The organism is Oceanobacillus sp. CFH 90083, from assembly GCF_009389585.1.
Classification (GTDB): Bacteria; Bacillota; Bacilli; order Bacillales; family Amphibacillaceae; genus Oceanobacillus.
The window spans coordinates 80,631-106,418 of record NZ_VIYG01000005.1; the positions used below are offsets into that span (position 1 = coordinate 80,631).

Genomic DNA, 25,788 nt, shown 5'->3' on the forward strand with positions numbered 1-25,788 from the left:
TAAGTTTATTCTACTTTTTACGACACGCCTTGAAAACGCAAAAGATATGTGAAACCGTGATTATTTTTTTAGGGCATCAAAATACGACTGCATTAATTTGCCTCATTTAGACGCTTGATTAAGTCTTGGATGGTGGGGACACGCTCGATGTAGCGAATAAAAAAGGAAATAATCATCCCTGCATAATTTTGTTCAACAGGCGCTCCAAGCCGGGATTTCTGAAATGTTTTTTATGTGAAATGACTTTTTCTATCCTGCCGGATTTTCTCCTTCCTTATTTTCAATATACCCTTCACACGGTTTTAAGAAGTATAAGAGAAGTTCTCGAAAACAAAAAAGGAAAAGGATCCCGTCAATTATGGACATTCGACGACAGATCGGAATACGTAATGTAGCTTCTTCTGTGATTCCGTTTCTCCAATAAAAACCATGATGATAGACATTTCCCCCAGCTGCACAATGACAATTTGGACATTGATCCAATACTGGAAAATCATTTTCTTTGACTTTATCTTTAAAATGAACTGCGGATTTCTAGTTTCTGATTCTACTACGTCAGAAGCTGCGTATTCTCACTTGGTTACAAAAAGGATTTATCGCTGATGAAGTCATTGCTATTGATGCCACCCACTTTGAAGCACGAGACACGGCGTCCATTTAAAAAGAAGAAAAATTGGAAGCCGCGCCCAAAAAGCGTGGGCATAAATCTAAATCTAAGGAAGAGCGCGAGCAATATCTTCAAGATCAAGTAGAAAAAGAAGCAAACCTGCCATTGTATGAAAAGAAAATGGAAGCACAGTTAGATGTTCCGTTAGAAGTATTGCGTGCAGAGGTACCAATGAATCCCAAATGTGGCGCGAAAAAAATGCAGATGGTAAAAATGAATTTTGGTTTGGCTACAGAGGGCACCTCGCAGTTGGCACATCAAGCCAATATATTCTGCAGTCTTTATTTTCTTCTGGCAGCTTAAATGATGGAAAAGCCGCTATTGCCCTATTGAAAAGAATAGATCAAAGACTTCCTATTACGTCTGCTTCTTACCAGATATTGGATGCAGGTTATGATTTCGAGCCAATTTTTGAACAGATTCATCACATGGGACAACAGTCTGTCACTGCCTATAATAAGCGAAATGAAGGCGAAATGATCGAGTTTGATAAGGAATTTGCCCCAATCTGTTTTTGAGAACATTCCTATAAATATGACAGCTTTGATCCGAAATACGAAACATAGAAATATACTAGACCAAAGGAATATAGCGACTACCCGCTTGCGAACGAAGGTATCTGTAAAAAAGTGTATAAAGCCAAGGTAATCACCGATTTAAGGCGTTAAACTGTGCCTTCACGCCAATCTAAAAGCTTGGAAAATATTCTAAAAACAGACAGTAGTAGAACGTGTCAACGCTTATTTAAAAGAGTTCTATCAGTTAAATAATGATCGTTATCCCACTGGAAAGCGTGCGAAAATTCATTTTGACAGGCTCGCTTTGATTTATAATACTTCCCAAATAGCTGCGGATATTATTCAACAACAAGCTGCATAATTCTTGTTTTTTAAAATACACTTTCGAAAATTCTGCTCGTCTTTGTATTTTTAGAAAGAGCTATTATGAAATTCATTTTTCCACATGAAACTATTCAAATTTTTATATGTGATAATCTAAAAATTGTTGTTCCCCGTTTATAATTTGATTTAACCTTTTTTCAATTCTAGGTAGATTTTTATTATATTCTTTTGAAGCAATTAATTTAAGTATAAGATTCATAAAAACTGACCAGTTCTGAAAGTTATTAAAGTACAAATCCGCTATTTCTCGGTCATCTACAGAGAAATAATCGTATAAGCGTCTTCTAGAATTAGCTATATTTTTAATTAAAGGATATGCATTACGTAAGAATTCTTCATTTCTATTATTTATCTGTTTTATAATATTCTTCCTTAGCTCAACTATTCCTTTTATACCAATTATCAAATCTTTTTTTTCTACTAAATCAAATATTCTCTTTCCATTCATAACTTGAAAATTATTTAAATTAATATTTTCTAATAAATTATTGTTCATAATTTCTTCACTTTTTTCTAAATAATAGACTTCACATATCTTATGCTGTATATTTTTTTCAATGGATTTTATTGCATTTAAAAGATCATTTTTCATTATTTTACCATTATATTGATAAAAGTAATCTTTTATTAGAAATTCATCTTCAATCTCTTGATATATTTCAATTGCATGTGAGAAATGACCGGTCTTATAACTCAAGCAATATGGTAAATAAAATGAATCAACTTTAATTACTGGTTTTTCATCTTTATTTAATAAATCTTTAATTATTTCCATATATTCTTCTGATTTGTAGTTTCTAAAAGTAACTCTCTTAATTCCAAAATAGTCGTTCAGTAGTGTATCCGCATTCATAAAATTTGGTGATATTTCTAATTTCTCATTATCATACTTATAACAAAATCCAGCCTGACAAAAAAATTGCTTATAATCGATCTTATAATCAATGAGTTTAGCTACCATTATAATTTCTGAGCAGTTAAAGTATCTACTATAAAACATTTTTTCTTGTTTCATCTAATTCTCCTTTACACTCGTCATTGCAAATATATGCATACAAGGATTGTCACCAAGTTCAATCTTGTTATACTTTATATTCTTTTTAAAAGTAATTTTATCACACCAAATTATGGGTTTATTTAATTTATTTTTAAAATTATTACTGATATTATTATAGGTGAATTGAGATTGGAATACTAAATTATTTGTAAAAAAAGGTTCTTCTGTTAGATAATCATTAAAAGATAGCTTTTCTTTTTTTATGATTTCATTATGTAACAAAAATGTTATATCTTCAAAATAATCACCGTATACAGATAATCCTAATATATATAAATAATTCGAAGAAATAACTTCATTTAATTCAATTATTTGTCCTTCTAACTCTATATTATCACCTTTTTCTGTTTCAGTTATATAAAAGGGAATTCCGTTAAAGTAAAATTCTTTGTTTAATGGAATCTTATCATTTGGAATTGAAGATCCTGACATAGTAAGCGATGCACTTTTAAAATTATCTTCTGATGCCAAACCTTTATTATTTATTAGCTTTTTTAAATCTAAAATATTATATTCCATAAGTTTATCTCCTTTTATAGATATTGCAAGCTGAGGAGTCTTTAAAAAAGACTCCTCATTTTACATTAAGATGTTTCTTTACCAGGGGGCATCTTAATCACCTCCTTAAAACTCTATTTTTAACTTTTTCCGTGTCTTACAAATCAACTAGACTATCATCATTAGCATTAAACTAAAAAGATAGAAAACATTATAAATAATCTAAAAATAATTATAACACAAAATATACATTCTATAAAACAATCAATTGTACTGATTATGATAGGGTACATTATATAAAAAAAGTGGGATAATCAAGGATAAGAAGATTCCCTACTGTCATGAGTCACTATATTGATATTGGATAGAATTTTCAAAGGATTGCTTTTCCTCATTAGGATATTTCGTTCTATTTCTTTATCGCACCTTGAACTTCCCTTGCAGAAAAAAGTTATACTACATAGAGTATAGTAAATTTTTATTTAGCTTACTCTACATAATAAGAAATATGCATGCAGTTTTCATGCATTGTTTAAAAAGACCAATCATTTTATTCCTCTTACAATTACAATACAAAACAAGTAATTCACCAATTTAATTGCTTGCAGTCCCGAAAAAACCCCCCTGTAGGTCCATTGTCATCAAGTGTGGCAGCCCACACAATACCATAGGCTCCTTCCGTAACAGTACGTATCGCCTTAGAGGAACCCATGTCCGTTTTAACCCATCCAGGGCATACTGCGTTTACTTTTATATTCGATTGCTTACCTTCAACTGCAAAAATTCTAGTTAAAGCATTTAAAGAAGCTTTTGATATTCGATAAAAAGGCCCAGTTCTTGCATCACGCCGAATATCGTTTGAAGAAGTTAATGATGATAATCTCCCCATTCCGCTCGATACATTTACAATTCTTCCATATTCTAAAACTTGCATACATTTAAAAATCTCTTTTGTTAGTCGCAAAGTTCCATATAAATTGACTTCCATTGTCTCTTTTAGAATATCTAATTCCATTTCTAAAATACTCGAAAATGCCCCATTATTTTCATTGTCCAGAAAAACTCCTGCATTATTGACAAGTACATCAATACGACCAAATTTATTCATAATAAAGTATACTAGTTGTTCTACACTTGAATCATCTCTAATATCAAGAGTAGCAGGCACAATATTATTGTGTAACCTGGAGGCTTCATGTTTTGCAACTTCTAAATCTCTTGCTGTAAGTATAACCTTATAACCTAAATATGCTAACTGAACACAAACTTCTTTTCCTATTCCTCTATTTCCTCCAGAAACAACTGCCACACGAATATTTAACACCTTCCTTTATTTTTTAGTTTTCATTTGAATTACTTTGTATAACATTCCACAAATTATGTGTTGATGAAAAGGTTTCCTCTGTTAGAAACTCATCAGGTATAGTAATATCATAATAATCCTCTAACTCCAGCAATAACTCGATTGAAGACATTGAATCCAATCCTAATTCTTTTAGATTCACACCTGAATGTAAGCTAGCATCATCATCTAAATAATTATTTAGAATTTCTATAAATTCTGTTTCCATTATCTATACCTCCCATTGTGTTACACAAATTTTATTATTTTTTATTATAATTTCTTTCGGAATATCACGTCCTAAAAATCCCAATAAACTAGCTGTTAAACCATACGCACCGACATTGGGTATATAAAACCTATCTCCTCTGGTAAACCTAGGAACAGCAATCTTTCTATCGATATAATCTAAAGGTGTACATAATGGCCCTACTAAACTTACTTCAATTTTTTCTCCTTTCTTTTTTACTAGAGGTATAATATCAATATTTTTAAAAGGAAGTCGCTTTAAACCTGACATCCCACCTAAGTTATTAATTCCAAAGTCGACTATACAAAAATATTTTCCTTTACTCTTCTTAAAATTCAAAACTGTACCAATTAATACTCCAGAAGTTGCTGCTAAATATCGTCCACTTTCAAAGGCTATAGAAGTGTTTTTTGGGAATTTGTCATCTATATAAGCTTGTAATGGCAACCTTATATCTTGATAATTACTTAACTTATCTTCAGTCGCATAAGGTGCAGAGAATCCTCCACCTAAATTTACAAATTTTAATTTTATTCCTATTTTTTTTTGAATTCTTTTAACAGAATCAATAGCAGACTTAAAATTTTCCAATACTGCATTACTACTTCCAAAATTCGAACCGTTATAAATATGGATACCCTCAATTAACAAATAATCACTTTTAAATTTTTGAAGTATATCTTCTTTTAATTCTTCCTCTTCTATGCCAAATTGAGATGAGACACCAGTCATATTAATACTGGCTTTTATTGATTGTTCTTTTGGGTTTATTCTAAGGGTTATTCTTAGGTGAATTTCCTCTCTTATCGAAATTGCATACATTATGTCTAATTCAAACATAGACTCAATTGAAAAATGAATCACCCCATTATTAACCGCAAATAATATTTCATCATAAGTCTTTCCAGGTCCAGTATATAAACATTTTTCAGCATTTATTCCAGCCTTTAAAGCTATATTTAATTCTTTCTTAGATGAAACTTCTGCATAACAACCCAATTTCACTAACTCCCGAGTGATTTCTATATTAGGATTTGCCTTCAAAGAATAGTAGATAATACTATTTGATGGCAGGGATTGTTTTAGTAGGGTGTATGCATTTTCTAATTTATTAAGATCATAAACATATAACGGACTCCCATACTTATTTATTAACTCATTATAATGATACATTATTTCACCCTTGAAATAGTAATTTAGTTTATTAAATTTGCTTGCAATATTTTTTTAATTCATAAATCGAGTTTTCTAGATACCTAGGGTCACCTTGAATTATCCATCTTGGAAGCTTCATTAAGTTCCTCATTAATTTTGTTTTATTTTCTATAAGAACAAAATCTTCTACCGTTCTTTGATCAAGCCAACCCCTTCCATAATCTTCATCTACTGGTTCTCTAAGATTATCATTCAATATTCTCACTACTTGTGTATCTTCAATAGGGCTAATTCTTATTTTTCCACTTCCTATTTGTAGCCTTGGGAAAAACAATCCTTTTACCAATGATTTTGACCGTATAGTTGTTCCTGTAATATCACAGGCTTCTTTAGGTGTAATTTCTAATTTGTCATCATTACCCCAATTTAGTTTAGCATTTTCATTATCTTCAACTTGTTGATTCCACAATCCTTTCACTTGTGGACGATGAAAAGTATAATTTCTTAACTTGTTAATATCCATTGTTGCATTTACTGTCCCCAAACCTAATCGTAAACACATCGGCCACCCATAAATAGAAATTCCATCTTTACTTTGTAATGTAATAGCTCTATCGTTAGTTATAAAGTCAGCACCTAAATATTTTACTAAATACCACATTAAAGTTGATTTTCCTGCGCCACCATCTCCAGTTATTAAAAATGCATCTTGACCGTTATTAAATGCCACTGCTGCTGAATGAACAAAACAACCTCCTTGATTTTCTAATTGTCTTAATGAAACTTCTCTAATTATTCTTAATGGAGCTCTTATCGAAGCAATTGTTTTATCTGCCCCTATAATTACAAAAGTCTTATTCTTAACGACTATCACAAAAGGCTCTAGGTTTTTATATGAGGCATAGAAAACAAAACCATTGGTTTTTGCCTTAAGATATGTTACATCTGTTCTAGCTGTGATCTCAACTCCATTCTTCTCACAAAATTCACGTATTTCTCTTTCAATATCTGGACTAATAGCAAATTTTACATAAAATCTATTCATTGGCAATTTGGAATCACAAACCTCCAAAGGAGAAACATATTCATCAATCTCCTTTATTACTTCCTCGCTATCTGACTGTACCTCAAAATTAAACCCTGCAAAATATATTATTTTTGAATATTCGTATTTTAATAACTTTAATTTATTTATTGAAACCATATAATGCCTCCTCAAGTACATTTTGAAAAAAGGTTTTACATAGCAAAATAATCTTGTCTTTTTTGTTCTTTACTTTAATAAATTAGATCAACAAATTCAGGGTCGAATGCTCAAACCATATTGAACTATAGATATTCACTGAAATGCTTTTATAAACCCCGTTTTCATTTCTCATCAATATTCACTAAATATTTTTAATTAATAGTAAAGTTTAATCGTTATTAGATAGTAATTATTTAAAGAGCTTATTGCCTTCATTTTATTAATTCCCATTATAAAATTACCTTTTTATTTAATGAATGGTAATATATTTTCTCCAATTCTTTCTATCTCCCTATCCCTTGCAATGCCAGTAAATATAAAATAATCTGCTCCAATCTCTCTTAATTTTATAATTGTGTTAATCACTTCCTGATAACTCCCTACAATTGAAACAGGAACTGATTTGCTTACCTGCGCTAATCCTGACCATAAATTATCTCCAATAATAAAGTTATCGTATTCTAGCAGCTTTTTATGCGCCAATACTCCTTCGGAATCAGTATTGTTTAAATATAACTGTTTAATTTTCTTTTGAAATAGACTAAAATTGTCATTTAACCTTTGTGCAACATTCCAAGCTTCTTCTGTTGTATCACGAGCAATTACATCGATTAATAATCCACATTTAACCTTATTTGCGGTGGATTCCAAAACTTTTGAATACCTTTCTGTTAACCAATCAATGCTATTTGCATAAACAAGATAATAATTTGAATAACTACAAGCAATATCTAAGGCCTGTTCAGAACTTCCTGCTACACATATATTAAAATTACCATTTAGCTTGGGTTTTAGTTGATAGTTTTCAATGTTAAAATGATCACCAGAAAAACTAAATTTGTAATCCTCTTTAATTTCATTAATTATTTGGACATACTCTGAAGTTCTATTATAACGAGTAACATGACTATCATCCTTATGCAACTCAGTTTTTGTGCGTCCTGAAACAATATTTAAATCTACTCTTGGACCAATAATTTGCATTAAAGAACTTAAAGATTTAGCCGTATTTAACGGAAGGGTTGAATTGGTATTCTGAGCTATAAGAAACCGTATTTTAGAAGTAAGAGAACCTAAATGACTAGCCATAATCCAAGGATCAAAAGAATTATCTTTACTCCCTATCAAAACACTATTGAAACCATATTTTTCTGCTTGAATTACCTCTTCTTCGTTTTTTTCAATTAAATTTCGATCAGTTGATAATCCCCAACAAAAATTCATAGAAGTGTCATTCCTTTCATTACACTCAAAGCAAAAAACGCTTCAAAAGTTAATTATACCGACAAAGGGTTGTTATTGTTATAATGTAATTGAGACTAGGAGATATACTTCAATGCACAAGGAATTATATATTGCATTGCCACGTTTCTCATATACAAAAACAATTTCTAACCTGAAACATGTAAGGCGATTTTCATACAAATGAACCCATTGATTATACGAAAAGAGTCCACATTTATTTTATCCACATTTTACATAGTTTATTTTAAAGTCTCTCTAAATTCCTCTAATTTTGATTTTTGTTTTTTCAATTCGTTAGTATTATTTTTGAATAATCGTTCTATAAATGATTTATTCCATTTTTGAGAAGTTCCATAATCTAAAGAACCGTATTCATTTAAAAAATCAGTATTTTGAATATCTAAAAAACTTCTAACCTCATTTAAAAAATTATCACCATATATATAATCAGTAAAATATAGTGAAAAATAAAGAGCTTTACTAGCACGTAATTCTTTAGCTCTTATAGAAATTTTTTCCCAATTTATTTTTCCGGTTTTATTTAAATACAAAATATACTCCCTTAAATCACAAAATTTTATTAAATTTAAATCTGCTTCTAATAACACAAATTGTACATTTGTAGCTTCTTTATAAAGATGTATCGCCAAATGAATTAAAAAATCATTAGATTCTAATAACTTAGTTTGAGTATTATAAATTAAACCAAGTTCTGAATTATCAATTAATGAATTAGTTGCTTTATAGTTTTTTTCCAAGTCTATATCATATGAAAAATCTACTCTAACAACTTTTAAAAAATCTTCTCCAGTCAATTTTAAATGTAAATGTAAATTACCTGTGTTTATTCGCCAATATAACTCTTCTTCGCGAGAAATATTTTCTATTGAGTCTGTAGACCAATTATACTTACCAATTGAGTATCCTATCTTTTTTAATACGTTAGAGACTAAAGTTCTGTCATTTGGGGAAATTAAGAAGTCTAAATCATTCATTTTACGTAAACCAAAATCCTTGTATACGCAAGGAACTAATACGATTCCTTTTAGAGGTATTGCATTGATATTATTCTTTCGAAAAGCTTCTAAAATTAATTGTAATTCTTTAAAGGCAACTTCATTTTTCTTTTTGTTACCTAAATAATAAAAGTTCAATAGTTGTTTATCAGATGATTTAATTGAATTATCTGTATCCAGCTTAATTAAATGTGGTGTGATCAATTGAAGAACCTTATTTTTACTTGCAATTTCAACTAAGTAATTAAAATCAATAGTTTCTTTTAAAATTTCCTTAATTTGATTTGATTCTTTAGTTATATTTGTTCTCGAAGCTAAAATTAACAATTTTTCCTCTAAAGATAATCTTTCCATATTTAATATAGCCATGAGCATTACTCCTTTTATAATTTAATCAAAGAATTATACTAAAAAAATATATATTAAATTTATTTTTTATTTAGCTATTTTCTTTATAAAAGTAGCACCTTCTTCTAAAGAATAAAAGTTTTGTTTAAGTTCATAACACTCAACCCTTTTAGCTATATTCATTATATTAGGAATCAATTCCTCTATTTTGGGTAGTACAAAATGAGGCAAGAAAAACTCATTTAGTTTACCAGGGTTTATAACTACACTATTTATCAAATTATATGTAGCTTCTTTCTCATCAAGTTTCCTCATAAACACGCCATTTTGCTGAAGTGGAAGGAATTTAGGAAAGACAATGGTTTTAATATTTGTATTGGTCTTAATTTTTTTATTATAAAGTTGCTCTAAATTTTTAGGAGTTGCAAAAATATAATCTTGAGTTGCATTATTAAATGGATGATTAAGGGTGTAATTATTTTTGAACCTAGATCTTATCTTTTTATTTACATTGATTGTATCCTTCCGTATTGACATGGATCGTGGCCATCCAAATCCAGATATAGTATCATTTGAGAATTTAATAGAAATATCATCATTCGTAACATAGTTAACTTGATTATCTTCAAGTAAGGTTAGAATTGTTGAAGTTTTCCCTGATTTAGATTGACCGATAAGAGCAACTCCATTTCCATTAATTTCAACTAATCCACCATGTAAGAAAATTGCATTTTCAGCGTAATCTTGTAAGCGCAGAACCCCTCTTATTAACCTCAAAGCTTGTTGAGCTTTCCAACGATTTTCGTTTGGCTCTTTTATTATTATTTCCCTTTTTTTACCATTAAATAAATAACACCTATCTGGTTCTCCAGGATATTCATAATTAATAATTTCATAATCCTGCAAACTTGTTAAGTATCTTTCTGAAGTAAAAATTGTCCACAAATTTTCTGTTGAATCACTTAATTCATTTACTTTAAGGTACGGATTTGCTAAAGATTCGACATTCTTTATAATACTTTCAGGACCTACTAATAGTACTTTAGAGTTAAATCTAGAAAATACTTTACTTTCCATTTTTTACCTCCTATCCTGTAATTAAAATAGTTTCTAATGTTCTTGTTTTCTGAAAATGTCGCTAATATCGATTTTAACTTTTGAATATGATATTTGTCACTCAACTATTATAAAAATATAGTTATCTACTAGCTGAGGTATCTTAGTCTAAGTTTTAAAGTGAATGAGTGGTTTACTTCACCAAAATTTGATCCCTATTATCAATTATTCGAATCTCTTGAGCAAACACTCCTTATTCATTGAATTAATCTAAACAATTTTTTTATAGAAAGACTCTTTTAGTGTTTAGTTCTAGACTCGTTAATCACTATACACTTCTTCACTGTAATCTTATTATTAATAAAGAGATCCTTTCACTGTTAAAATACAATCAAACCTATAAGAAGTCAGTTCATTTTCTATACTAAAAATTTTTTCGCTGATCTCTATTTTTTTTATAAAAGTATATTTTTTATATAAATTATAGAGATAATCTTTGTTATAGAACATTTCTCTATGCAAATTACCTTGTTCGCTATTATTTCTCTGTGCATTTCTAATTAGTTCAGCCTTCTTTGATACGTCAGGGATGTCACCTAAGAATATAATAGTATTTTCCTTTGAAACTTTATGTGCAGCAGCTATCACTTCTTCAAAATATTCTATCGACGGGAAATATTGACAAACACTATTAATAATAATTACTTCATATCTTCTTGGCAATAATTCATCCATTTGCTTAGCTTCAAGATTTTCAAACTTAACATTTTCCTTATTTTCTATAACTAGTTTGTCTTTACAAAAATTTATCATCTTTGAAGATATATCAGTTGCTGTGTAATCTTTAACCTGTGATGATATTTTTTGCAAAATAACCCCTGATCCTACACCAATCTCCAAAAAACTATTTTTGCAATTAATGTAAGGTTTTAGTTTCACAAGAGTGTTATTAGAATATTCATTAATTTCTGATTCCGAAAACGGCTCACCAGTAAGATAACTTATCCATCCCCCAGCTTCTATTTGACTATTGCCCCCTCTAAGAGCAACAAAATCCCAAAACTTACTATTATTAAATATGAACTTTTCTTCTATCTTAATCACCTCTCATTCTCTATTTTGAAGCAGTATTTCTTTAAGTTATCTATATTTTCAAATGTTTTATGGTTCAAATGCTCATCAGGAATTGTATACCCCATGTCTTCTAACTCTATAATTAAACTAACAATTGCAACTGAATCCAATCCAATTCCTTTTAGATCTAATGAATCACTAATTTTAAAATTAGAATCTAATTCTAAAATTCGTTTAATTACTTCTTTTAAACAATTGGTAAAATCTGAATTAGATGTGACCATGTAACTTTCTCCTTTGTTTATTTATTATATCTACAATATTTTTTTTCTCTCCAAATAATTCGAACAACGCTGTTACCCATCGGTCTAGACCGAAAGCAATACACCCGGAATGCAGAAACTCTTCTTTTCCATTATTATAAATATTATATTGCCTGCATAAATAATCTTCTAAATAATTAAATGAAGTAATAGCTACCTCTACTCCAGTAGAACTCACATAAAGAAGTTCAAATTTTGCATTTGTTAATAATTGGTAATGTTGTTTCAGAATATCATCATTTAAAAAGAAAGGATCCTCAGCGTTCTTTATACATCCTGGCATTCCTATTTCACAGAAAATCCCCCATATTTCTTCAATCATTTCATTTCTCAATTGTTGAGTAAATTCGCTCGAACCAACAAAAATGATTTCTCTCATAAAGAATTCATTATGCCTAAAATGATTTAAAAAAGTCGGTACTTCATTCCTGAAGCATTTTCCTGAACTTGTATATATTGCATGACTCCCAACAAAATTTTCCAGTTCTTGGTAGGCATGATAGCATAAACAAGGTCTTAATATACTCTTTTCTTGTTCAAGATCTTCATTATCGGGGAAATCCAATCCACTTTTTTTGAATGTCTCAATTACTTTCTTATCTCTTTTAAAAGTGCTTAATGAATAAATATGTTGAGGAAAATGAAAATGATACTTATTTTTTATTAGGTTGTTAAAGTCAAGAGTTATAGGAAACTCTCTAATCTTTGCACCATATTTCTCAGCAATTTCATGGAAGAATGAATCAAGAATTACTAAAACTTCATTGTAATCTTCCTTATGTCTACTAGGATATGTTTTTTCATAATTGACAGTTATATCATTAACATGAGTTTTGAGTTTTAAATAATTTTTATTATGTGACAGTGATTTAACTAAATTATTTATTTGATTTTCAACAATATCTTTATCGTACTTTGACTTTAAAATGATATTTACCGTTGAAGTATTACTATCATATTTAACTGACTGAATTTGACTGCTGACATAGTAAATCTGTTGTGTTAAAGTTTCAATTGTCTCTTTTGAATAATCACTAACATCTATTTGTATCATAATCTAACTCCTCATATAATATCTTGAATAGCTCTTTTTAAAAAGTATCATTGTTTATTTATGTCATTAATTTTATATCTGAAATAGTTCGGAACACAAAACTCAATTAGAAAAGAGGAATCTTTAAGAGATACCTTGCTTTCAAAAATAATCCCTCTCAGATCTAATCTTATTAAATTATTTTTAAATTCATTCAGTATACCCCTTTTAATGTTGAAAATTCAAATATAATTTCCATTATTAGTGCTCCCGCTTTTTTCACTACGCTGACATAGACTTAATAATATCCTTTAATTGATAGGACATTGTTAATGCTTCCAGTGACCATTCCATGTACCAATTTAGTAAATGAGGTTTTTCTTCAGCTAGTAAATATATATACTTTTCAGTAGGCATCAAATATAATAAAAGTAGTGGTACCATACTCGCTTGTTCTTGTTCGTTAATATGTTGTTTAGCAGAATATTTACTGAAAAATTCTTTTGAAATCTTACTATCCAGTTTGAATGATCCTGAACGAACTTTAGTTAATTGTAAAGTAGCAAGTGCGACATCTAAAATGCGAGGTCCGTAATGAAAAGTATCAAAATCCAAGATTGCAACAATCTCTGTATTCCTAAAAAGAATGTTACCTCTATGGAAATCTCCGTGGATATAGGCTTTTTTTAATTTATGGTATTTTTGTAAATTTAGAGAGGCAAGTGAATTCTCCAAATGATTACTTAATTTATTCAAGTAATCATAGGCTTTTTCTTTATTTTTATAATAGTAAAGGATAGCCTTTTCTAATCTATCAAAGTAATAAGAATAGTTTTTTAACCATTGAAGCACACTTTCGTTCGGATTTGATGGATTTTCAGGTAAATAATTGATATTATGCAATCTTATAAGTAGATTAAGAGCTTTATTAATTTGTCCTGTATCACCTAATTGAAGTTCATAACCGCATATAAAAGGTGATAATTGCCAATAACTCTCACAAACTAAAACAGTTTTATTTCCTTGTGCTGTTTTTAAGATAGGTTGAACAGGAAAACCCATACTTAACAAATAATCATTTATTCTCTCAATATATTGAAGCCATTTATAATCATGATTTCTCTTACACTGTCTAAGAACATATTCATTATCATTATATCTTATATACCAAACATTATTCGGGCTTGCACCATTCATCTCCTTTACAAAAATTGGAGACCCTAAAGAATACATTTTTAACACTGGTAATAACTTTTCGTATATGTTTCTTTCGATATTATCACCCCTTTTATGTAAGCGTTCACAAATAAAATTTAAATAATATACCATTATACTTCTAAGACGAGAATAACACAATAAATTACCAAATTCAACAAAAAATAGATTTTTCATGTATAAATACGAAAAATTTGAATTCAAAAGTAAGCGGGAAATAATATGACGCCATGACAAATAGCCCTAAAAGGAGTAAACTTTTCGTAAAGAAGCTCCTTTAGGGCTATTATGCTCGTTTTATATATTTTAGAAGTGGCTTCATCTTGGCTTGAATATAAGGACTCCACGGAAAATAGTTTTCCCATTGTTCCGGGTGTTGAAAAATATTAAGCTGGGGAAGTTCCGTAAATAAAATGGTAAAGTATTCAAACGGATCCATTCCATTTTCTTTCACTGTTTGGATGATACTATACCCAATGGTATTCGCATGAGCTCCAGCTACGCTGGTAGAAAAACACCAATTTTCACGTCCGACGGTGACAGGCCAAATGGAACGTTCTGCGAGATTATTACTAATGAAAAGATGTCCATCTGTTAAAAAGTGTTGAAGAGAAATTCTCAACTTCTTTGTATAATCTACCGTTTTTTGTAAAGGGCCTTTCATCGTAACGAGGGCGTCGAGCCACTCCCAGAACTCTTTCAGTAACGGCTTGCTTTCCAGCTGGCGTTGTTGTAACCGTTCCTCTGGAGATAAAGTTTTCCATTGCCTTTCCAGCTTGAAAAGCTGGTTACAGTAATGGACGCCAACGGCACCTTGTCCGTTTGGATTATTGGTCTCTAAAAACTTTCTCCGGACAAGTGTCCAGCACGTTTGAAGCTGCACATCTTCTAATTTTTGATAGACCGAATACCCATCACAATGAAGCTGGCCTTTAAATCCTTTGAGAAAGGTTTCTGCTACTTCAAACCGGCGTGTCTCGGAAGAATGATAGAGAATAATGGGATATTTGGCGGTTTCCGCTGCGCGAAATAACCATATCCTTGCATCGGCTGTAGCTGGCTTTTTGTCTGCCCGACGTAAAATTTGATAGGTCGTTTCGTCAGCGGAGAGCACGGGTTCCAGAAGGACTTTTTTCTCATTTGTTGGTACAACGGCTCCAGCCATTCTTCAGAACTTCGAATCACCCAGTTTGCCAATGTTCGTTGGGAAACCTTCAATCCATATATCGCCCATTCTTTTTCCTGGCGATGATAGGGAATACTTATCTCCAGCTTTTGATAGAGATTCCAGGCTAATACGCTCGGTCCAGCTAAACTTTTGGCTAAGGCTGGTTCCGGTGCTTTATTGTCGGAGGATGTGATTCTGCCCGGTTTTCTTACAGGTTAAGCATTCATAAGCATGTTCATAATGTACATGCTTGATTAAATGAGCAGGGATAAACTCTTACTCCGTTCGAGCTTCTCGCTTTCCAAGATGTTTTAATGGGCTGGCACAGCACGAATATACTTGCCTATCAGACGGAAGAGTATGTTCTTCTACCACGATAGGCAAGTCTTTTGTGATGTCGGTCCGCTGCCCTTTATTTTTTTTCGCTGATAAGAGATTACCTACATTTCAGCGGCTTTGTCTACAGGTTGCTCTGCCTCGCTAAAAGGGGAATTATTGTCTTCTTCGAAGAAAGAGAGTTGACCTTGAGAATTTTTTTCGGATGACGTTCCAAACAGACGACGATTCATATTGGTCAGCTGGTTAATCAGCTGTTCAATTTGTTTTGCTTGTTTTTCATTTTGAATCGTCAAATGTTCGATTTGTTTCATCAGCTTCTTTTCCAATTCTGTCAACGTATTCACCCACTGTGTCCAAATAATTTCTTTTATCGTACCACACTTTATCAAAAGGGGAAGAAAAATTAAAAAAACAATTTCTCTTCCCTATGATTAGGTGAGGACACCTAATTTGGCAGGTTGAATTTTTTGTTTTTGATAGATGGAAAAAACGTCAAACAGCCACTCAATTTGTTTTGATGTCAGCTTTTCTACGTCGATTTGCGAACGCGGCCAAGTTAACTTTCCCTGATCGTATCGCTTATACAGTAAATAGAAACCTTCTCCATCAAACCAGAGCGCTTTAAATCGATCCGTTCTTCTCCCTCAGAATAAGAAAACAGATTCGTCTAAAAGATCCAATTGAAATTGACTGGTGATTACGGAAGCCAGACCATCAATACCTTTGCGAAGATCTGTATAGCCACAGACTAAATAACAATTTTTCATTTGGGAGAAGTCAACCAGCATGGCGACACATCTCCCTTATCAAGGCTGTTGCCAACGATTCCTGGCAACCTTCCAAAATCGTTACATGCAGAGCATGGCAAGAAACTTCTGCCACAGGATTTGCAGGTACAGAAGAAGGTGTTGTTGGGATTGTTACGGGAACAATCGGGTTTTCTTTCATGAAAAAATTACCTCCTGTTACTTGGTAACTCCAAGTATTGAGGTAGTTCCGTTATAAGAGAATGCGGTCTGTTATTTCCCGCTTACATCCAAAATAATAAAACATAAAAATTAATATTTTATAAATCAATACTAAATTGAGTAAATTATCTAATTATTGGATTTTACAACTATTAATATTCATGTAATTAACACTAGCGTTGCATAAAGTTTTCTACTAAAAGTCAAGAAAAATAATCTATTGGAAAATTAGGAATAGCGGGATTTTTCACTACAAAGATCCATAAAAAAACCTTATAATAAGGGAATGGTAGTCCTGTCCAAATCCCAAATTATAAGGAGAACTCATGGACAATCATACCATAAAAAATGTATTCAGGGAATACATTCATCCATTAGATTCCAAAGTGATTCAAAAAATGATTGATCACGCAGAAATCGATAAGTATGTTAAAAAATTGGATGCACTTACATTTATAAACGCATTTATTTATGCACAGTTGAAACAGTTGGATAATCTACAGCGGATTAGTGATACGATTACACGTAAGAAAACCGTTCAAAGACTGGTAGGCATAGAAAGCATCAGTAAATCACAGCTTTCCCGGAAGAACAGAGAGATGCCGCCTGCGATTTTCCAGGCTATTCTACATCATTTGATGCAACAAATACACCAGCTGCTTGGACCTCAAAAAGCAAATAAAGCACTTGGGAAACTGCATTTGATTGATTCATCCATCATATCCATGTGCTTGAGCCAATACGAATGGGCAGATTTTCGGGAGTCCAAATTTGGGGTGAAGATGCATACGTCCATTGTCTTTTGCGATGGCATTTCCTATCCCAATGAAGTGATAGTTACCCCTGCAAGACCAGCAGACGAAACACAGCTGGATGCATTGATTGTACCAGATAAAAACGTGCTTCATGTATTTGACCGAGGGTATTTTAACTTTACGAAGTTTGATACCTATTGTGCGGATGATATTCGGTTTGTGACACGAATTAAAACAAACACCGTGGTACATGTCATCGAGGAATTAGCCGTTGATCCATCTTCCCCGGCTACCCGTCATGCCGCCGTAAAAATAGGAAAGATGAAATATCCCGTACAATTGGTAGAGACGGTGGACAGTAAAGGGAATGCCATTCAAATCATTTGTAATGACGCCAAAGTGAATGCACAGGAAATCAGTGATCTTTACCGCTATCGATGGCAGATAGAATTATTTTTCAAGTGGGTCAAACAGCATTTAGTGATCAAAAAGCTGTACGGAAAAAGTGAAAATGCCGTCTATAATCAACTTTTTCTGGCAATGATTACTTTCTGTCTGACCTTGTTCATGAAAATCAACTTAGGCTATCGAGGAACCCTGCTGGAAATGTTGAACTGGATTCGTGATTATTGGACAACATCCATGGAACGGTTTATTTCCAACGTATTCAAGGAGCCAGAACGTACATCTAAAGGGAGACGAAGGCTGGAACACGAGCGAATCTTTGAAGAAACCTTAGAACAATACGAAACAGGGGAAGCTTGGCATTTAGATGATTTAACATTCCATTCAATTATTTAAAAAGTGTATAAAATTCAGAAAGTGGATAAAGGGCTACCTTTCGTACCTATTGTCTTTTTTTATTTAAAAAACATTATTTATATCTGAAAATTACAACAATAATTTAAAATTTACAAATCATATTACTTGCTTTGGTGTTTATTTTTTTATGCAACGCTAGTGTGTAATTAAGTTAAAATTCAGTTGTTCTTTCTTTTATATATGCTTTAGTAAAACATTCTAGACGCCTACAAGATTTCGAGAAAAATATATTTGAACTTTAACTAAATTAAAAGTGGTGGATGGAAAATAAACTTAATAAACACTTTTCTCGCACCCACCAAAATTTTCATTTTATGTCTTACTGGATTGCACTAATATCAAAGAGGTAATGACATAATCAATACACTATACTGCTTCATTTCAAGTAAATTCTTTGAAATTCCTATACGCTAGTTCATTAGTAAATTTACTAATCTTTAGTGTATTTTAACTTATTTGCTTGAAATTGTTTATTCTCCCTTCCATTTCTTTTTAGTCTCATTGACTCTTGGAGACTTAAGGGATTATTATCATCCCATTCGATTGCATTTTCCATTAATCCCCTCACAATTGGGTTCATTCCTTCTAAAAATCCTTCATCTCTTATAAATCGCCATGTTCCATGTCCACCAGTTGGCTCGTTTCTCGGCTGTAGGTTCATATGAAGGGTTCTGCGTATTTTTTTAGATGAACATGCCCCTCTATGAAATGTATGAGAGTTCATAAACAACACATCTCCTGCTTTACATTCAACTAACTTCTCACCAGGCAGACTATCAATTCCTTTTTTTGCTAATTGTGCGTTTTCTAAATCAGTTAGTGGTCTACGATGAGAACCAGGTATTGCTTTAAAGCTAGAATCGTCATATAGACAAATATTAAACTGTACATGTGTAGGTGTTCCATTAGGATCAAACACATGATGTTCACCATAATCTTTATGCCAATTTAATTCATAATCAATTTCACGAGGTGACCACAATGCATGGGCTCCCCAAAACCTGAGTTCTTCTCCTAATGTTAATTTTACAAATTCCATTAATTTACTTATATAGAATACATCCCCAAATGATTCTTCGTATAATTCATTACTAAAAATATGGTAAACTCCCCATGTATCGAATTTATCACCATCTCTATAGGTATAACGAGTTTCAAAATTATTTGGGTCCTTATTTACCTTTAAATACACATTTTCAAGAGCCACTCTTAAATTTGCTATTTCCTTTTCGTTTAAGGCTTTAGGTAGAACAACAAAACCATTTCGTATGAACTCATCTACATAATTTTGCATATTAATCACTCCCTATATATTTATCAGCATAATTGATATTTTTTATTGTTAATTAGTAATTATTTAGAAAACATCTTAAAGGGGTCATTTTCTTTAATAAAGTCTATCACTATAGTATTCGATTTTTTCTTCTACAGTAATAACCTATCTAGATTTGATCTTATTGTCTCCTTTCCCTATTCATAACTTCTTAATATCATAGCTATATATTGAAAAAAAGCTGGTTTTGGCCCACCTATATTTTTAAAGAGTCTAAATGAGACATGTTATTTAAAAAGTGTGTATTCTTCTCAGTCTCTTTTATTTCTAAAAGATGAAATCCTGTATCGCCTGTTTGAAACCAATACTCCTGATTTACTGGCATATTATAGAAAGCACGTAAAATACAATTTATCACTCCTCCGTGAGTAACGATAGCCACTCGTCGCTCTTCTTCATTTTCAACTATTATTTTAGAAAAAACTTTTTCGATTCTTAATCTAAAATCAATTGCAGATTCACCATCTTGAATACTTTCATGTAAATAGCAAGGTTTCTTAACATTATTTACTTCACTTAAAGGCATACCAGCTAAAATACCATTATTCTGTTCCATCAGGTCATCTTCAAATATTATAGATTTGTTTAAATTGTCAGCTATTACTTCTGCTGTTTCTTTAGCTCTAATTAAGGTACTAGAGTATATTTTGTTAGCAGAATATTTTGTTTTAACTACTTCAGCTAACTTTTTCACTTGTTGATGTCCTTTTTTTGTCAAAGAGAAGTCTGCTCTTCCTTCATGAACTTTAAGAATATCAGCCTTCGATTCACCATGTCTAATTAATAATATTTGCAATTTCATCACCTCCAAGCTATTTATTTTGATGCAATATTTTTTTGGGTTTATCTATATCAAAAACCCTTTCTACAAAATTCTCATTTTCATATTGAAATGCCACTTGATCGCTATTGTAGTAAAATACCTTATTCAAAAATGTTTTATCTTGTGGTTCAAGTGGTAAAATATTATCTAACATTTCATCTTCATTAAATATTTCTTTTAGATATGTCATTGATAAATACACTTGTTTGCTAAAACCAAATCTCAAACACTGTTCGTTGAACTCCTCCCAATTTATGAAGTTTGACTTAATAAAATAATAAATATCACACAATTTGTAAATTGAGTTATCTTTATACATTTTCAAATCATTGAATGAAATCGCTTCTTTATAAAAATGTTCACACAAAAACATTAAATGTTTATTGTTATTCAACGTTTTTATACTAAATTTATTTTCAACTAATTCAATATTACTAAACAGAAATTCTTCTAAAGACTCTAAATTCCGTTTATTACTCATTAAATTAATAGAAAAATGCACATCTATTATATGCTGTGGAACAAGGTCACTGTTTGTTTTTAATATGAATGGCATTACTTCATGTGAATTCATAGATCGTTTCAAAAGATCTCTTCGGCTTGATTTTATGATTTTTGTTAAATGTTTAGTTTCACCTTGAACATAACCTTCTGCTATCAAAATATTTTTAACTTTTTCTAAATCATTTGGATGCACAAGCAGATCATTATCATTAAAACCTCTTAATCCACAATCTTTATAAACTCCCAAAACAAGTGATATTCCCTTAATTAAAGCATAATTTATTTTATGATAATCTAACAAGTTGCAGATGCTTTTAGTAATTTTTAATTGTTCTTCTCCACGCAGTTTTTGCAAAGAGTATGAATTGTATAAATAATGGTAGAGCCTTGGCAAGGTACATCTATTTTCATTATTACAAAAAAAATATTTATTTATATTCTTCCATGCAAGACCTGCTATACGGTGAATTTCTAGTAATCCTATGACTTTATCCCAATCCAAATGTTCTTGCAAATATTGTTGTAAAATTTTTTGTTCCTCTTCACTTAAAGACATTTTGCATAAAAGTAATATAAGTTTGTATTCCTTTCTCAACAAGCATCACCTCAATCTAAATTTATAGACTTAATAAAAATTCTCCTATTTCGACCGATAACTTTACATCGCAAATTTCCGAAACTGAATGTTCACAGTTCATAACAGCTATGCCTAGTTTTGATTTGTTTAGCAAAGTTTTATCGTTCATTCCATCGCCAAAGGAAACCACGTTATTTAAATTACCCATTGCACATATTCTCAGTAGGTGTTCAAGGCCTATGTCTTTTGATATGAATGGAGGTTTAATTTCATAACAATTCAGAAAACTAATTTTGTTTACAATGAATAAATTATTATTTAACATATTATCCTCTATGACTCTGTTTATACCTTTTTGTGGAAATATATATATCTTTGTTATATTTTCTAATTCAGTAATATTTGAAAATAAAGCTATTTTAGTTTGAATATTATATATCATTTTGTACTTCATCAAAGATTTTCTATTTTGAGCAAAAGGTATTCCTCTTGATTCAATAATAAAATCAGCCTTGTTCTTAAAGTAATTATATAAACCTATAACATAATTCTTATTAATAGTGTTTAAGATATAGAGTTTATTGCTATTTAAACTGTAAATTATATTACCATCATTTAATATGAGCTTAGGAAAAATAAATGGTTCAAATTTCCGAATGAAACTTTGCCGTTTTATTAAATTGATCCCTCGACCCGTTACAATAAAATTAGTTATACCGTTTTTTTTAAGTGATTCTAAACCTCTCAAAACACCGTCTATTACTCTATTGTTGTCCGTTATTATCGTACCATCTAAATCAAAAGCAGCGTTTTTAATTCCTAATCTTTTAATTCCATCATAATTCAATTCCAAGGTATCACCTAATTCAAAATTGTATTTTAATGCTAATACTTAGTTCGTGGCGAAGTTATCTTTTCTTATTCTTAAAATCAATGAGGCGAGGAATTATAGTTACATTACGAAATTGATTAGAATGGGACATTTAATTACAGAGTAGCTTAATTTCCTTAGTATTCTTTTATTTTTTTTAATTTAACCTTATCTATTTTCCCATTTATAGTAATAGGGAATTCAGTAATGGGGATGACTTCATCTGGTATTTTATATCTTTCTAATACAGTCTTTAATTTTTTCTTTATAAATTGTGAAGAATGGCGAGATCTTACGTATAATCTAGATTTACGATAGTGTTCATCTGGTGGAATTAAAACTGCCTTATCACCAAGATTAATTTCGTAAACGCTATCTTCAATTTCTTTACAACTTATTCTATAACCATTTTGTTTATAAATATCATTCATCCTTCCAATGAAATATAAATATCCATCTAAATCAATTTTAAATAGGTCACCAGTAAATAAAGTATCTCGAGAGTTCCCACTATAACTTTTAAATTTTTCATTTGTCAGCTCTGTGTCTCCCCAATATCCATTCATTACATTTGGACCTTTAACAACCAGTTGACCAACCATTCCTTCCTTAAGCTTATTTCCTAATTTGTCTATGACATGACATTCTACATTTGGTAAAGGTCTACCTACTGACTTACTTTTATGATTTAGTTCACATGGGCGCAATATCGAAACTCTTTTACATTCCGTCAAGCCATACATTGAGTAAATTTCACAATGCGGTAGTATCTTTTGAAGATCCATTATGTCCTTTTCGGGAAAATATTCACCAGTACTTGTTATTAATCTTAATGACAATTCCTTTTTAGACCTATTCAAGAGTTTTATCAATGCTTTAGTTAGATGAGGCATTGAAGGAAAAATTGTAATTTCCCATTTTTCTAAAAATCTCACTAAACTTACCCCCGATAAATCCGAATTCCCTAACATCAGTGTAGCTTTGTTATATAAAGTCAAAAATAATTGGTACAATCCATAGTCAAAGGAAAGAGGCAAAAAATTACCAATTAAATCATCTTGATTTATTTTGATTACCTGAGAAATAGTTTTTGTACAAAACAACACACTGCAGTGATTGGAAATTACTCCTTTTGGGTTCCCAGTACTTCCAGAAGTATAGATGATTAAAGCAATGTCATTAAATTTTAAATCAATTAAGTTAATGCTTGAGTTGAGAATTGATGCATAATCAGTAATAATCTCTTTTAAATACATTAAACTAATTTTATTTAATTTTATCGTATTTTGAAGTTCAAACTCTTCAGTTTCATAAATAAGTAACTTTGGAGAACAGTCTCCGATAATATAGTTTAGTTTTTCAGGAGGTATTTCGGTATTAATAACAACAGCTACTCCACCAACTCTTGAAATACCAATAATTGAATAAGCTAATTCTATCCTATTCGATACCATTAATAAAACTCTATCTCCCTTTACTACACCTTTTTCTTGAAGCAAATTACTAAACTGAATACTCTTTTCCTGCAATTCCTTATATGTGATTTTTTGTGTTTTAGTTAAGATAGCAATTTTATCACTGACATTTTGAACAGTATAATCCAACAAATCATGAATAAATTTCATACTACCTCCAGCTAATTTAAAAAGTAATTTTAGTATTATACTTTAATTAAAAAATATTTTTTCTTGAAACTTACTTAATCCTTCCCCTATAAATGTTAGGAGCATATTCATTTGCAAAAATTTCTGATGCTTCCCCCTCAAGTTCATTGCATAATCTTCTATACAAGAATAATTCACCCACTTAATATCGGGAATTTCATCCGGATATAATATCTTTTCGTTACCACTAATTATTTTAAAAAAAAGGTAATGAATTGTGCATGATGATTCTTTTTTTCAAAGAAAGCTTCTTTTACCTCAGCAATATTTCCAACTTCTACGTCTAACCCTGTTTCTTCTTTTGTTTCTCTGATTAGAGCTTTTTGTAAAGTTTCCCCTTTTTACTTGCTCCACCAGGTAATGAATAGTTAAAGTCCTCCCCTCTTTGATTCTTTGCTACAAGTATTTTCTTCTCTGTATTCATGATTAGTGCATAAGTAACATATACTTGTTTCATTATTTAATAAAATTCAAAAAATTATTTAATGCTTCTTTTTCTGTTAAGCCTTTTCTTGGGCTCTTAAATAAGAAAGCACACACTTCATCTATTGGACCCGATAATTTGCTCTTTTTAGCTGCACCGCCAACTAACAACGCATTTAATACAACAGCTGCTGAATTAGGACTATCTTCAACTTCTAGCTTAATTTCTAATCCAATCTCTGATCCTAACACTGAATCAGCTTCTATTCTTAAATAACATATTTTATTATCTTTTAGATATTCTACATAACCATTAGGCCCTGCAGAAACTCTCGAGGCATCAATACCTGCTGCATTTAGTGCTCTTCTTTTAGATATTTGCTTGTTAGAAGATCTTTCAGGAAGTGAAAGATTAAGAAAATCTGTATTTCCACCAAAGTTTAATTGATATGTATTTTTTATTAAAATGTTACGAGATTTTAACAAGTCAATCATTGCTGTATGTAGCATAGTAGCACCAAAATGACTTCTTAAATCATCTCCTAATAACGGAACTCCTGCATTTTCAAATTTCTCCTGAAAATAAGTATCTTGAGCAACAGGTTCTGGAGTAGCGTTAATAAACACAACCTTCGCTTCAGTACATGCCTCAGCATATAATCTTACAGCTTCGTATGAACCAGTAGGAAGATAACACACAAGGATTTCAGCTTCCATTTCCATTAACTGTTTAGCAACATCTTGTACACTGATATTGTAACATCCTGGATTAGGCTTTATGATCTTGGCTAAGTTACCTTGCAAACCATCTTTTAATGGGCCAGGTCTTACTATAACATTTTGAAATGGTACATCAATATGCTTTGTAGCCACATTTGGTTGCATAAATATTGCTTCAGATAAATCATTACCAATTTTATTATTATCTACATCAAATGCACCTACAAATTCAATATCTTCTATTGATACACTTCCTACTTGTTTGCACATCAAACCAGGTGTTAGCTCGTTTTCTCTTTTTTTTGCTAATGTGATAAATTGTAGAAGACTGGAAGAACAGGATCCAACTCCTGCAATAACTACTTTTAATTTTTCTTTCATTTTATACTCCCCT

Annotated in this window: 22 protein-coding genes and 4 pseudogenes; 2 read left to right on the forward strand and 24 right to left on the reverse strand. The window is 30.9% G+C overall.

Translation table 11 applies throughout. The features are described 5' to 3' along the window. Positions 1 to 429 precede the first annotated feature (429 nt). Positions 430 to 1,546: pseudogene (locus FLK20_RS21915) on the forward strand (transposase); the annotation flags it as partial. Between the two features lie 102 nt (positions 1,547 to 1,648). Here FLK20_RS21915 and FLK20_RS09130 read toward each other — a convergent pair. The 17 genes and pseudogenes from FLK20_RS09130 to FLK20_RS21610 all read right to left on the reverse strand — a co-directional run bounded on the left by FLK20_RS09130 (position 1,649) and on the right by FLK20_RS21610 (position 16,882). After that, positions 1,649 to 2,584, reverse strand: coding sequence for a cysteine peptidase family C39 domain-containing protein (locus FLK20_RS09130; protein WP_152656264.1), 936 nt, complete (start codon positions 2,582 to 2,584; stop codon positions 1,649 to 1,651). Next, entirely contained in the window at positions 2,585 to 3,145 is a 561-nt protein-coding gene (locus FLK20_RS09135) for a hypothetical protein (protein WP_152656265.1), read from the reverse strand. It lies immediately after the preceding gene. A 565-nt stretch (positions 3,146 to 3,710) separates the two neighbouring features. Then, positions 3,711 to 4,433: an SDR family NAD(P)-dependent oxidoreductase gene (locus FLK20_RS09140; protein ID WP_227994953.1), complete on the reverse strand. Its 723-nt coding sequence runs from the start codon at positions 4,431 to 4,433 to the stop codon at positions 3,711 to 3,713. 28 nt (positions 4,434 to 4,461) lie between these two features. After that, a complete protein-coding gene (locus tag FLK20_RS09145) occupies positions 4,462 to 4,695 on the reverse strand; it encodes a phosphopantetheine-binding protein (RefSeq protein WP_152656267.1) in 234 nt (77 codons plus the stop codon). A gap of 3 nt (positions 4,696 to 4,698) precedes the next feature. Continuing rightward, positions 4,699 to 5,889: a type III PLP-dependent enzyme domain-containing protein gene (locus FLK20_RS09150; RefSeq protein WP_152656268.1), complete on the reverse strand. Its 1,191-nt coding sequence runs from the start codon at positions 5,887 to 5,889 to the stop codon at positions 4,699 to 4,701. Positions 5,890 to 5,920: 31 nt separating this feature from the next. Beyond that, complete coding sequence (locus tag FLK20_RS09155) at positions 5,921 to 7,075, reverse strand: hypothetical protein (RefSeq protein WP_152656269.1); 1,155 nt, start codon at positions 7,073 to 7,075, stop codon at positions 5,921 to 5,923. Positions 7,076 to 7,363: 288 nt separating this feature from the next. Continuing rightward, positions 7,364 to 8,341: an LLM class flavin-dependent oxidoreductase gene (locus FLK20_RS09160; RefSeq protein WP_152656270.1), complete on the reverse strand. Its 978-nt coding sequence runs from the start codon at positions 8,339 to 8,341 to the stop codon at positions 7,364 to 7,366. A 260-nt stretch (positions 8,342 to 8,601) separates the two neighbouring features. Beyond that, positions 8,602 to 9,747 (reverse strand): nucleotidyltransferase domain-containing protein, encoded by a 1,146-nt coding sequence (locus FLK20_RS09165; RefSeq protein WP_194165586.1) that lies wholly within the window; start codon positions 9,745 to 9,747, stop codon positions 8,602 to 8,604. A 66-nt stretch (positions 9,748 to 9,813) separates the two neighbouring features. After that, on the reverse strand, positions 9,814 to 10,803 hold the full coding sequence (locus tag FLK20_RS09170) for a phosphoenolpyruvate carboxykinase (ATP) (protein ID WP_152656272.1): 990 nt from the start codon (positions 10,801 to 10,803) through the stop codon (positions 9,814 to 9,816). Between the two features lie 336 nt (positions 10,804 to 11,139). After that, entirely contained in the window at positions 11,140 to 11,886 is a 747-nt protein-coding gene (locus tag FLK20_RS09175; RefSeq protein ID WP_152656273.1) for a class I SAM-dependent methyltransferase, read from the reverse strand. Continuing rightward, positions 11,883 to 12,140: a phosphopantetheine-binding protein gene (locus tag FLK20_RS09180; protein WP_152656274.1), complete on the reverse strand. Its 258-nt coding sequence runs from the start codon at positions 12,138 to 12,140 to the stop codon at positions 11,883 to 11,885. Before FLK20_RS09180 ends, FLK20_RS09175 begins: the two co-directional genes overlap by 4 nt. Continuing rightward, positions 12,127 to 13,233 carry a class-II aminoacyl-tRNA synthetase family protein gene (locus tag FLK20_RS09185; RefSeq protein WP_152656275.1) on the reverse strand — a complete coding sequence of 369 codons (1,107 nt, stop codon included), beginning with the start codon at positions 13,231 to 13,233 and terminating at the stop codon, positions 12,127 to 12,129. The genes FLK20_RS09180 and FLK20_RS09185 overlap by 14 nt, the downstream gene beginning before the upstream one ends. 261 nt (positions 13,234 to 13,494) lie before the next feature. Next, on the reverse strand, positions 13,495 to 14,445 hold the full coding sequence (locus FLK20_RS09190; protein WP_227994985.1) for a phosphotransferase: 951 nt from the start codon (positions 14,443 to 14,445) through the stop codon (positions 13,495 to 13,497). A gap of 268 nt (positions 14,446 to 14,713) precedes the next feature. Next, positions 14,714 to 15,789 (reverse strand): annotated as a pseudogene (tnpC, locus tag FLK20_RS09195) (IS66 family transposase). 246 nt (positions 15,790 to 16,035) lie between these two features. Continuing rightward, positions 16,036 to 16,269, reverse strand: coding sequence for an IS66 family transposase (locus FLK20_RS09205; protein ID WP_152656278.1), 234 nt, complete (start codon positions 16,267 to 16,269; stop codon positions 16,036 to 16,038). Between the two features lie 96 nt (positions 16,270 to 16,365). Next, a pseudogene (tnpB, locus tag FLK20_RS21920) lies at positions 16,366 to 16,722 on the reverse strand (IS66 family insertion sequence element accessory protein TnpB). Then, the gene (locus FLK20_RS21610; RefSeq protein WP_194165588.1) at positions 16,712 to 16,882 is read right to left on the reverse strand and encodes a hypothetical protein; all 171 of its coding nucleotides are present in this window, start codon (positions 16,880 to 16,882) and stop codon (positions 16,712 to 16,714) included. Before FLK20_RS21610 ends, tnpB begins: the two are co-directional and overlap by 11 nt. A gap of 346 nt (positions 16,883 to 17,228) precedes the next feature. On the opposite strand from FLK20_RS21610, the gene FLK20_RS09220 reads away from it, so the two are divergent. Next, entirely contained in the window at positions 17,229 to 18,458 is a 1,230-nt protein-coding gene (locus FLK20_RS09220; RefSeq protein ID WP_152656280.1) for an IS4 family transposase, read from the forward strand. 451 nt (positions 18,459 to 18,909) lie between these two features. On the opposite strand, the gene FLK20_RS09225 is transcribed toward FLK20_RS09220, so the two are convergent. The 7 genes and pseudogenes from FLK20_RS09225 to FLK20_RS09255 all read right to left on the reverse strand — a co-directional run bounded on the left by FLK20_RS09225 (position 18,910) and on the right by FLK20_RS09255 (position 25,775). Beyond that, positions 18,910 to 19,773: a phytanoyl-CoA dioxygenase family protein gene (locus tag FLK20_RS09225; RefSeq protein WP_152656281.1), complete on the reverse strand. Its 864-nt coding sequence runs from the start codon at positions 19,771 to 19,773 to the stop codon at positions 18,910 to 18,912. A gap of 235 nt (positions 19,774 to 20,008) precedes the next feature. After that, positions 20,009 to 20,608 carry a histidine phosphatase family protein gene (locus tag FLK20_RS09230; RefSeq protein ID WP_152656282.1) on the reverse strand — a complete coding sequence of 200 codons (600 nt, stop codon included), beginning with the start codon at positions 20,606 to 20,608 and terminating at the stop codon, positions 20,009 to 20,011. Between the two features lie 16 nt (positions 20,609 to 20,624). Next, positions 20,625 to 21,734 (reverse strand): nucleotidyltransferase family protein, encoded by a 1,110-nt coding sequence (locus FLK20_RS09235; protein WP_152656283.1) that lies wholly within the window; start codon positions 21,732 to 21,734, stop codon positions 20,625 to 20,627. Positions 21,735 to 21,756: 22 nt separating this feature from the next. Continuing rightward, entirely contained in the window at positions 21,757 to 22,563 is an 807-nt protein-coding gene (locus FLK20_RS09240; protein ID WP_194165589.1) for an HAD-IIB family hydrolase, read from the reverse strand. 161 nt (positions 22,564 to 22,724) lie between these two features. Further along, positions 22,725 to 24,212 carry a class I adenylate-forming enzyme family protein gene (locus tag FLK20_RS09245; protein ID WP_152656285.1) on the reverse strand — a complete coding sequence of 496 codons (1,488 nt, stop codon included), beginning with the start codon at positions 24,210 to 24,212 and terminating at the stop codon, positions 22,725 to 22,727. Between the two features lie 230 nt (positions 24,213 to 24,442). Then, positions 24,443 to 24,580: pseudogene (locus FLK20_RS22255) on the reverse strand (NUDIX hydrolase); the annotation flags it as partial. Positions 24,581 to 24,707: 127 nt separating this feature from the next. Further along, entirely contained in the window at positions 24,708 to 25,775 is a 1,068-nt protein-coding gene (locus FLK20_RS09255; protein WP_152656286.1) for an inositol-3-phosphate synthase, read from the reverse strand. Positions 25,776 to 25,788 lie beyond the last annotated feature (13 nt).